Raw genomic sequence first — 10287 nt, 5'->3', positions numbered from 1 at the left:
AAAAAGACGCCAGCTGCTCACGCGTCACATGCTTGTTGATTTCGGGGTGCTCGGCCAGCAGGTCGATCAGCGGGCGCTTTTGCTGCAGGGCCGCGCGGCAGATGTCATAGACCAGGTCATGCGCGTATTCGCGGCCGATGTAGGGGCCCAGGCCCATCATCACGGCTTCCGACATCACCAGCCCGTGCGTCATGTCGATGTTGCGGCGCATCTGCGCGGCATCGACTTCGAGGCCGCCGAGGATGAACCTGGTCTGCTTGAGCGCGCCCGACATCAGGCAGAAGATTTCGGGCAGCGCGACCCATTCGATTTCCCACGGGCCGGTGGAGCGTTCGTGGTCGGCGACCATCGCGTCCATCAGCGAGGCGGCCAGCTGGCGCACGACCGAGATGTTGGCGTGGATGTAGAGGCAGGAGATCGGGTTGCGCTTTTGCGGCATGGTCGATGACGAGCCGCGCCCCGGCGCATAGGGCTCGAACACCTCGGCGACCTCGGTCTGCATCATCAGCTTCACGTCCATGGCGATCTTGCCGAGCGAGCCGCCGACCAGCCCCAAAAATGCGCCGACCTCGGCAAAGTTGTCGCGCACGGTGTGCCACGAGATCAGCGGCTGGCCCAGGCCCAACTCCTTCATCAGCCCGGCCTGCGTTTGCATGGCGCCGGTTTCCAGCGACGACAGCGTGCCCGACGCGCCGCCGAATTCACCCACCAGCACGCGCGGCTTGAGCTGCTCCAGCCGCTCGCGATGGCGCTCGATGCCGGCCAGGATGCTGGCCATCTTGTAGCCGAAGGTGATCGGCGTGGCCTGCTGCAGGTTGCTGCGGCCGATGACGGGCGTGTCGCGATGCTCAAGCGCCAGCCTGGCCAGCGAGTTGGAGATGTCCTTCAGGTCTTCTTCCACCAGCGCCAGGCTTTCGCGGATTTGGAGCACGGCGGCGGTGTCGGTGATGTCCTGCGTGGTCGCGCCCCAGTGGCAGTATTCGCCCAGCTTGTCACGGCAGGCGGCGTTGATCTGGTTGACCACGGCAATGATGGGGTAGCCGATCTGCTCGGTCTTGGCCTTGAGCCGGGCCCAGTCGATCTGCTCGATGTTGCAGTTCCTGACGATCTCGTCGGCCGCTTCTTTCGGGATCAGGCCCAGCTCGCCCTGCACCTTGGCCAGCGCGCGCTCGATGTCGAGGTACTTGGCGGTGCGGTTTTCGTCGGACCAGACTTGGCGCATTTTGGCGTCGCTGAACATGTCGCCGAAGATTCTGGAGTCGATGATGGTGGATGACATGGGGGTTCTCCTGTGGGGTTTGTGTTTAGGGGGTGAGACTTGAATCGGTGCGGGCGGCTTGCGCTGCGATGCGCTGGGCTTTGAGGACCACGGGCCGGTCCACCATTTTTCCGTCCAGCTGGAAGGCGCCGGCGCCCGAGGCCTGCCAGGCCTGCAGCACGCGATGCGCCCACGCCAGTTCTTCGGCGCTGGGCGCCAGCGCGGCGCGCACGGCGGCGACCTGCGCGGGGTGGATGCACATCTTGGCGCCGAAGCCCAGGCTGCGCGCATGCCGCATGTCGTCGGTGACTTTGGCGGCATCCAGCGCGGGCGTGACGCCGGCCAGTGGCGACGCCAGGCCGGCGGCCCGCGAGGCGACGGCGATCTGCGACGCCGCAACATCCAGCGCGAGGCTGTCCGCCGGAATGTCCAGGTCGGCCATGTAGTCGAGCGCGCCAAAGGCCAGCCGGGCCACGCCGGGCGCGGCGGCGATCTCGGGCAGGGCCAGCATGCCGCGCGCGGTTTCGATCAGCGGTAGCACGGTCGCGTTGCTTGTCAGCTGGGCCATCACGACAGCCACTTGGGCGGCGGCCTCGCATTTCGGCAGCATGACGCACACCGCCTGCACGCTGCGGGCCAGCGCCAGGTCTTGCGCATGCCAGGGCGTGGCGGCGTCGTTGAGGCGGATCAGCACCTTGTCGCGCATGCCCGGAGCACAGCCTGCCATCCATTCGGCCATCGCGGCACGCGCCGCTGCCTTGTCTGCCGGCGCCACGGCGTCTTCCAGGTCCAGGATGATGCGGTCGGCGCCCGAGGCCAGCGCCTTGGCAAAGCGCTCGGGACGGTTGCCGGGCACGAACAGGTAGGTCTGGGGTGGATGGTCGGACATGTCAGACCACGCCTTCAGCGCGTAGTTCGCCCATGCGCTCCGCTCTGTAGCCCTGGCTGCCCAGGATCGCCTCCGTGTGCTGGCCCAGCGCGGGCACGGCGTCCATGCGCGGCGCGCCATGCTGCCACGAGCCGGGCGGCAGCAGCGCGGGAACCCGGCCGGCCGCCGTTTCCACCTCGCGCCAGCGGTCGCGCGCCTTGAGCTGGGGATGCGCCCACACCTCGGCCATGCTGTTGACCTGGGCGTTGGCAATGCCGGCGTGCTCCAGCCGGCTTGACACCTGTTCGGCGGTGAAAGGGGCGAATGCTTCAACAATCAGCGCCGACAACTCGGCGCGCGCCGCGCTGCGTTTTGCATTGCCTGAAAAGCGTTCGTCGTTGGCCAGCTCGGGCTGCAGCAGCAGTTTTTCGCAGAAGATTTTCCATTCGCGCTCGTTCTGCAGGCCCAGCATCACGGTTTTTCCGTCCCCGGCGGGGAAGGGACCGTAGGGGTAGATGGTGGCGTGGCTGGCCCCCGTGCGCGGCGGCGGCGCGGCGCCGTCAAACGCGTAGTACAGCGGATAGCTCATCCATTCCGTCAGCGATTCGAGCATCGATACGTCGATGTGCTGGCCTTCGCCGGTCTGCTGGCGGTGCATGAGCGCGGCCAGAATGTTGGTGTAGGCGTACATGCCGGCGGCAATGTCGGCAATAGACGGTCCCGCCTTGGACGGCGTCTCCGGCGTACCCGTCACGGACACAAAACCGGCCTCGCTCTGGATCAAGAGGTCATAGGCTTTCTTGTCGCGGTAGGGGCCGTCGCTGCCGTAGCCGGAAATGTCGCAGACGATGATGCCGGGCTTGAGCGCCGACAGCGCCTCATACGACAAACCCAGCCGGGCCGCCGCGCCGGGCGCCAGGTTTTGCACCACGACATCGGCTTCTTCCAGAATCAGCCGCATCAAAATTTTCTGCGCTTCTTCATGCTTCACATCGAGCGTGAGGCTTTCCTTGGAGCGGTTGGTCCAGACGAAATGCGAGGCCAGGCCGCGCACGCGTTCGTCGTAGCCGCGCGCAAAGTCGCCAACGCCGGGGCGCTCGATCTTGATGACGCGGGCGCCCAGGTCGGCCAGCTGGCGCGTGGCGAACGGCGCGGCAATCGCATGCTCCAGTGTGACGACGGTGATGTTTTTCAGGGGTTGCATAAAAGTGTCTGTCCTGCTCAGGCGAGCGTTGCGGTGGCGTCCATCGTCAGCCAGCCTTCATGGTCCCGGCCCCACAGATGCACCGTTTTCCCATCGGCCGAGGGCTGGCCGTGGACGGACAAGGGGTGGATGTCAAAGGTCGGCCGCACGGCCTTGAACTCGAAGCGCGCTACTCTCGCCTCGGGTTGCTGGCGACGCAGCAGGTCCATCAGCAGCGTGGCAATCAGCGGGCCATGCACGATGAGGCCCGGGTAGCCTTCGACCTCGGTGACGTATTTGCGGTCGTAATGGATGCGGTGGCCGTTGAAGGTCAGCGCCGAATAGCGAAACAGCAGCACGTCGTCGGGTACGATGCGCCGTTCCCAGGCCGACGCTTCAGGCGCGGCCTGCGGCGGCGGGTTCACGTCGCCGGGCTGGGGCGCCGCACGATAGACGATGTTGTGGTGCTCGGTCAGCGCCACGTCCGGACTGCCGTTGCGGCGGATTTCGTGGCGCACCTTGACAAAAATCAGGCGGCCCGTGCGGCCCGACTTCTCCTTCACGTCGGAAATCGTTGAGGTCCGGCTCAGGGAGTCGCCAATGACAAGTGTCTCGTGAAAGGTGAAGTCGCTGCCGGCCCACATGCGGCGCGGCAGTGGCACCGGCGGCAAGAATCCACCGCGCCTGGCGTGGCCATCCGACCCGATTTCCGATTGCGGGTAGATCGGCAGAAAGTACAACCAATGCCAGAGAGGTGGCAGTGGCGTGCCGGGCGCCGGGCGCTCCTGGCCCGGCGTTGCCGGCCAGTCGAGTGTGGCGGTCAATGCGGCATAAGGCGTTGCAGTGGCCACATCGTCGATGGTTTCGCTGCGGCCGGTCCAGTCTTGCAAATTCATGGGAGTGCTCTTTCGGAAGGGTTTGGGTTATTCAGCTTTTATCTGGGCTTTGGCCACCACGCTTTTCCAGTGCGCCACTTCCTTTTGCACCAGGGCTTTGAGCTGCTCGGGGGTACCGGTTTCGACTTCGGCGCCCTGGTCCTCGATTCGTTTCTGAACCGCCTTGTCGGCCAGCACGCTGTTCATTTCGCGGTTCAGCCGGTCAATAACGGCCTTGGGCGTTTTGGCGGGCGCAAACATCGCGTACCACTGCGACATGTTGACGTTTGCAACGCCCTGCTCGGCCAGGGTCGGCAGGTCGGGCAACAGCCGCGAGCGCTTTTCGCCCGCAATGCCGATGGCCCTGAGTTTTCCGCCCTTGACCTGCGGGTAGGCGGTGAACAGGCTGGGAAACATGAACTGCGTGTTGCCCGCAATGGTGTCGACCACGGCGGGTGCGGAGCCTTTGTACGGAATGCTGACCACGTCCAGCCCGGCGGACAGTTTGAACAGTTCGCCGGCGATGTGCGGCGCGGTGCCGTTGCCGGCCGACGCATAACTGAATGAGCCCGGCTTGGCCTTGATAAGTTGCACCAGTTCCTTGACATTCTTGGCGGGCACCGAGTTGCTGACCACCAGCACGGTCGGGGAAGCGGCCACCATGCCGATGGGCTCGAAATCGGCCACCGGGTCGTATTTGAGTTTTTGCAGCGCCGGGTTGATGCCGTGCGTGGCGATGTAGCCGAACATGATCGTGTAGCCGTCGGGCGCGGCGCGGGCCACGTACTCGCTGGCAATGGCGCCATTGGCACCGGCCTTGTTTTCAACAATGACCGGCTTGCCCAGCCGGACGCCGAGGCCCTGGCCGATGATGCGCGCCATCGCGTCATTGGCGCCGCCAGCGGCGGTGGGCACTACGATGGTGATGGTTTTCTCGGGCCAGGCTTGTGCCAGCGCCTGGCCGCAGGTCGCGGCCAGAAGCGCCATGCAAAGCCCGGTCAGTGCGGGCCTGAAGGGCATGGGGCGCGTTGAAGGTGTCAACGACATGGATGATGGGGAAGTTCGTGAATGCGGCATGGATGTCTCCTTCGATGGGGTTTTGGATCAGGTGCATGACCTTGGCTCAGGACGTCATCATCCCGCTATCGTTAATGGCTGTGAAGTGCAACTTTTGCTACGATTGCTGCATGGCACGCATCAATTTTGATTTACAGCAACTGCAGGCTTTCGTGGCCGTGGCGGAGCGGGGCAGCTTTCGCGCTGCAGCCGACCACATCAACCTGTCGGCCCCGGCCTTGAGCCGGCGCATCGACAAGCTGGAAACCATCCTGGGCGCGCGCCTGTTCAACCGCACCACGCGCGAGGTGGAGCTCACGCCGCTGGGCCGGGTGTTCCTGGAGCGCGCGCGCACCGCGCTGGACGACCTGGAGGCGGCCATGCTTGGCATTTCAGACATCGCCCCCCACCGGGGCGGGCGCGTGACGGTGGCCTGCGTGCCGTCGGCCGCCTTGTACTTCTTGCCCAGTGTGATCAGCAGTTTTTCCCGGAACTACCCCGGCATCCGCGTGCGGGTGGTCGATGGGTCGATGAACCAGGTGCTGCAAAGCGTGCTCTCGGGCGATGCTGACTTTGGCATCGGCTTCATGAATACCTTGATGCCCGAGATTGGCTTCGAGTCAATCCGCGACGATCCCTTCGTGCTGGCAATGCCGCGCACTCACCCGCTGGCCGGGCGCAAGGCTGTGAACTGGGCGGATGTGGAAAAGGAAAGCCTGATTGCCGTGGCGCGAAGCAGCGGCAACCGCCAGCTGCTGGACGACTCACTGACCAAGGCAGGCCTGAACCCGAGCTTTGCGTTCGAGGTGAGCCACGTCGCGACGCTGCTGGGCATGGTGGAGGCGGGCCTGGGCCTGGCGGCCGTGCCGCGCATGGCGCTGTCCACTACGCACGCCACGCTGGTGGGCATCTCCCTGCGCCAGCCGCAAACCGTGCGCAGGGTGGGACTGCTGACGCGCCACGGCGTCACCCTGAGGCCGGCGGCCGAGGTGTTTCACCAGCATCTGCGCACGGCATTGGAGACCCGCAAGCCGGCTGCGGGCGATCCGGCCTGAAGACCGGGACCGTATTACGCCGCTGCCTGGTGGGCGGGCACGGCCATGGGGAAGGGAGGGATGTCTTGCTGTGTCGCTTCCGCCTCCGTATAGCCTTGTGCCAGTTCACGCAGCAGCACGTCGTTGTCGCAGGCGCGCTCCCATTTCGAGACCACGATGCAGGCCACTGCGTTGCTGATGGTGCTGGTGAGCGCGCGCGCCTCCGACATGAAACGGTCAATGCCCACGATCAGCGCGACGCCGGCCACCGGCAGGTCGGGCATCACGGTGAGCGTGGCTACCAGCGCAACAAAACCGCTGCCCGTGACACCGGCCGCGCCCTTGGAGGTCAGCAGCATCAGGCCCAGCATGCCGGCAATCTGCACCCAGGTGAGGTGGATGTCGCAGGCCTGCGCAATGAACATGGATGCCAGCGTCAGGTAAATTGCGGTGCCGTCGAGATTGAAGGAGTAGCCGGTGGGCAGCACCATGCCGACCACGCCCTTCTTGCAGCCCAGGCGCTCAAGCTTCATCAGCAGGCGCGGCAGCACCGGCTCGCTCGATGAGGTGCCGAGCACCACCAGCAGTTCCTCGCGGATGTAGCGCATCAGCTGCCACAGCCTGAAACCATGGGCGCGGACCAGCAGGCCGAGCACCACGGCGACGAAAAAGATGCAGGCGACGTAGAAGGTGCCGATCAGCAGGCCCAGCGAGCCAATCGACTTGATGCCGTAGCGACCGACCGTGAAGGCCATGGCGCCGAACGCGCCCAGCGGGGCCACGCGCATGATCAGGCTGAAGGCGGCGAACAGCATGTGCGAAAAGCTGTCGATGCCGTCGAGCACGACCCGTCCCGCGCGGCCGATGTGCGTCAGGCCAAAGCCGCACAGCACCGCGAGCAGCAGCACCGGCAGCACTTCGCCCTCGGCAAAGGCGCCGAAGAACGAGGTCGGGATGATGTGCAGCACGAATTCCGTAAAGCCCATGGGCCCACCTTTGCTGAACCTGGCAGCGACGGTCGCGTCCAGTGTCTTGGGGTCGATGTGCATGCCTGCGCCGGGCTGCAGTAAAAAGACGGCGGCCAGCCCGGTGAGCAGCGCCAGAATTGTCAGCACGTAGAACAGGCCCATGGACTTGATCAGGGTCTTGCCGATCTCCTTGGACTCGCCCAGCGAGGTGATGCCGCTGACGATGGTGCAAAAGACGATGGGCGCGATCATCATCTTGACGAGCTTGACGAAGCCGTCGCCCAGCGGCTTGAGCGACGCGCCGAACTCGGGCCAGTAGTGGCCGACGGCGATGCCGAGCAGCAGGCCGATGAGGACCTGGACGTATAACAGTTTGATGAGCTTGACGGGTTTCATGGTTGTCTCCTTGTCGGGTGCATATGGTTGCAATTTCAATTCCGAAGTGGGTGCATGCCTGGGGGCAAACGGCTGGCTACTCGGCCAGCTGCGGCTCCATCCGCAAGCCGGTCTGCTGCACCACCTGCCGCCACTTGGTCCGCTCGGCGAGCAGCAGACGGTGCAGCGCTTCGGGCGTGCTGGTCTGCACCTGGGCGCCGTCGGCGTCGAAGCGGGCGATGATTTCAGGGTCCTGCAGCACGGTGTTGAGCGCCTGGTTCAACTGCGCCACCACCGGCGCCGGCGTTTTGGCCGGCGCGAACAAGGCGTACCACTGCGTCAGTTCGATGCCGGCCACGCCCGCCTCGGCCAGCGTGGGCAGGTCGGGCAGGCTGGCCAGGCGCGCCGGCCCGGCCACCGCCAGCGCCCGCAGCTTGCCGCTGCGCAAATAGGGCTGGGCGGTAAAGAGGCTGGGAAACATCAGCTGGGCGTTGCCGCGCGCGATGTCGGCAATAGCCGGTGCCGCCCCGGCATGGGCCAGGCCGGTGAGCGTGATGCCGGTGCGCAGCTTGAACAGTTCGGCCGCCAGGTGCGGCGCCGTGCCTTCGCCGGCCGAGGCGTAGCTGAAGCGGCCGGGCTGGGCCCGGATCAGGGCCACCAGTTCCGCCACGCTACGCACCGGAAGGTCGGCATGAACGACCAGCAGCGTGGGCGAATGGCCGACCAGTCCGACCGGCGAAAAATCGGCCACCGGGTCGTAGCGCAGCGCCTGCCAGGCCGGGTTGATGCCGTGGGTGGCGATGTAGCCCAGCATCAGGGTATGGCCGTCAGGCTGGGCTGCGGCCACGTAGTCGCTGGCAATGCTGCCGTTGGCCCCGGCGCGGTTGTCCACCGTCACGGCCTGGCCCAGCACCGGACCGAGCTTGCGCGTCAGCGTGCGCGCCATGGTGTCGTTGCCGCCGCCGGCGCTGGTCGGCACGATGATCTGGATGTCCTTGCCGGGGAAGGGCCGGGCCGCATCAAGGCTCGCTGCCGGATCGGGGCTGGATCGGGAAAACACGTAGCCGGGCAGGTGCAACTCGCCTTGCATGATCTTGCGGGCGGTGCGAACCAGCGCGGCGCGCTCGATCGTGGCGTCCTGGCCTTCGCCTTGCAGCTCGACTTCAATGTCGATCTGCCCGGCCGGGTGCAATACCGTCAGCGGGTGTTTGCCCGCCGTCCTGGCCATGCCGCTGGCCACCGTGCCGGGCAGGGCAAAAGCGGTCGCCACGCCGATGGCGCCGGTCACGGCATGCGACGCATGGCAGCGCCGGGGCGTGAAGTAGCGCGAGGTGATGCTCAGCGGACCGTCGCCCGCGCTGACCAGCACCGGCTTCGGAATCACGCTGTCCGACACATCGCCCAGGCCCATGCGGGCGCCGGCCACCCGGCGCAAGGCCTCGATGCGCGCCAGCAGCGCCGTGTTGGCATCGAGTTCCGCAGGCCGCTCGCGGCCCGTCAGGCCCAGGTCGCTGGCGCGCAGGATCATCAGCGGCATGGCCGCGTCGATGCAGGTCAGCGCCAGCCCGTCGATCACGTCGATGCGCTGCCCGGTCGGGAACAGCTGGCCGGTGATGGCGCCCCAGGCATCGAGGAAGTTCAGCAGGATAGGCGCGGCGGTGCCGGCCACGCCGTCAATCCGCGCATCGCCTTCGTACGTGACGCGGCCGCCGGGCGTGCAGACGGTCACGTCGATGCGCGCGCCGGTGTTGACGTTGTAGACCCGTGCCGTGGTGTGGCCGTCCTGCGCCGGGATCAGCCCCTGTTCAATCGCGAACGGCGCGACGCCGGACAGCATGTTGCCGCAGTTGGGCCGGGTGTCCACCGACTGGTGGCCGACGCCGACTTGCGCGAACAGGTAGTCCAGGTCGCAGCCGGGCTGGCTGGAGCGCGACACGATGGCGACCTTGCTGTTGAGCGTGCTGCCGCCCCCCAGGCCATCGAGTTGCAGCGGGTCTGAAGCGCCGATGGCGCCAATCAGCGCCTGGTCGCGGGCTTCATCGCCATGGGGCAGCCATTCGCGCAGGAAAAACGGGCCGCGCGAGGTGCCGGCGCGCATCAGCACGCAGGGTATTGTTCGGTTCAGCATGGCGAGCTTGCTAGCCGGCAGCAAGCGGTGATCAGTTTCAACATCGGGTTTCCTGTGCGTGGCGGAGTTTGCGAGGCTCCTGCCGCCGCTTTATGTGAAGGGAGCGGCCCATTGCACAGCCACGCGGGCGGGCAACTACAAGGGCTTTGACAGGAGGCTGATTTTTCGCCAAGGGCACTGCGTTGTAAATTGCATCTTTTGATGCAATTGGTGCGTTGCTTGCAGCAATAGGCGCATGGAGGCTTGGGTGGCTCGCTTGCGCAGCTGGCCCCTGCCGCGTAGCGGTGCAGGCCCTGCCACGCTATCGGGGCTGTCCTGCTACAGGATTTCAGAGTGAAATCGGAATTTTGCGCAGGCTGTATATGTGTATACAGCTATTTTATAGCAATACCGAGGGGTCCGTGGTGATCAGTGCGAGCGGGTAGCGCCGTCCGGCCAGGTAGTCTTCGAGGCAGGTCAACACCAGCGGGCTGCGGTGCCGGGGCACGCAGGCCCGGATTTCATCGGCCGTCAGCCACACCGTGCGCACAATGCCCTCGTCC

The 10287-nt window shown here is 65.9% G+C and carries 9 protein-coding genes and 1 pseudogene; 2 read left to right on the top strand and 8 right to left on the bottom strand.

The features are described from left to right. The 5 genes from RMO23_RS10135 to RMO23_RS10115 all read right to left on the bottom strand — a co-directional run. Positions 1–1279 (bottom strand): adenylosuccinate lyase family protein (locus tag RMO23_RS10135; protein ID WP_309681069.1); only part of this gene is annotated, 1279 nt, incomplete at its 3' end. Positions 1280–1304: 25 nt separating this feature from the next. Continuing rightward, complete coding sequence (locus tag RMO23_RS10130; protein ID WP_309681067.1) at positions 1305–2147, bottom strand: CoA ester lyase; 843 nt, start codon at positions 2145–2147, stop codon at positions 1305–1307. A 1-nt stretch (position 2148) separates the two neighbouring features. Then, positions 2149–3330: a CaiB/BaiF CoA-transferase family protein gene (locus RMO23_RS10125; RefSeq protein WP_309681065.1), complete on the bottom strand. Its 1182-nt coding sequence runs from the start codon at positions 3328–3330 to the stop codon at positions 2149–2151. Between the two features lie 17 nt (positions 3331–3347). After that, positions 3348–4205 carry a MaoC family dehydratase N-terminal domain-containing protein gene (locus tag RMO23_RS10120; protein ID WP_309681063.1) on the bottom strand — a complete coding sequence of 286 codons (858 nt, stop codon included), beginning with the start codon at positions 4203–4205 and terminating at the stop codon, positions 3348–3350. A 27-nt stretch (positions 4206–4232) separates the two neighbouring features. Then, on the bottom strand, positions 4233–5261 hold the full coding sequence (locus RMO23_RS10115) for a Bug family tripartite tricarboxylate transporter substrate binding protein (protein ID WP_405041590.1): 1029 nt from the start codon (positions 5259–5261) through the stop codon (positions 4233–4235). Between RMO23_RS10115 and RMO23_RS10110 the strand changes: the two genes are divergently transcribed. Continuing rightward, positions 5170–5391, top strand: a complete 222-nt coding sequence (locus RMO23_RS10110) for a hypothetical protein (protein WP_309681059.1) — start codon at positions 5170–5172, stop codon at positions 5389–5391. The two genes, RMO23_RS10115 and RMO23_RS10110, sit on opposite strands and share 92 nt — an antisense overlap. After that, a complete protein-coding gene (locus RMO23_RS10105; protein ID WP_309681058.1) occupies positions 5372–6295 on the top strand; it encodes a LysR family transcriptional regulator in 924 nt (307 codons plus the stop codon). The genes RMO23_RS10110 and RMO23_RS10105 overlap by 20 nt, the downstream gene beginning before the upstream one ends. Positions 6296–6309: 14 nt before the next feature. Here RMO23_RS10105 and dctA read toward each other — a convergent pair whose 3' ends face one another. The 3 genes and pseudogenes from dctA to RMO23_RS10090 form a co-directional block, all read right to left on the bottom strand. After that, positions 6310–7638: a C4-dicarboxylate transporter DctA gene (gene dctA / locus RMO23_RS10100; protein WP_309681056.1), complete on the bottom strand. Its 1329-nt coding sequence runs from the start codon at positions 7636–7638 to the stop codon at positions 6310–6312. A gap of 76 nt (positions 7639–7714) precedes the next feature. After that, entirely contained in the window at positions 7715–9745 is a 2031-nt protein-coding gene (locus RMO23_RS10095; RefSeq protein WP_309681054.1) for a 4-oxalomesaconate tautomerase, read from the bottom strand. Between the two features lie 379 nt (positions 9746–10124). Further along, positions 10125–10287, bottom strand: a pseudogene (locus tag RMO23_RS10090) (NUDIX hydrolase); the annotation flags it as partial.

Origin of the sequence: Polaromonas sp., assembly GCF_031411155.1 — a bacterium.
GTDB lineage: Bacteria > Pseudomonadota > Gammaproteobacteria > Burkholderiales > Burkholderiaceae_C > Polaromonas.
The sequence above is the reverse complement of the archived record's forward strand: the minus strand, read 5'-3'. Positions and strand labels throughout refer to the sequence as shown.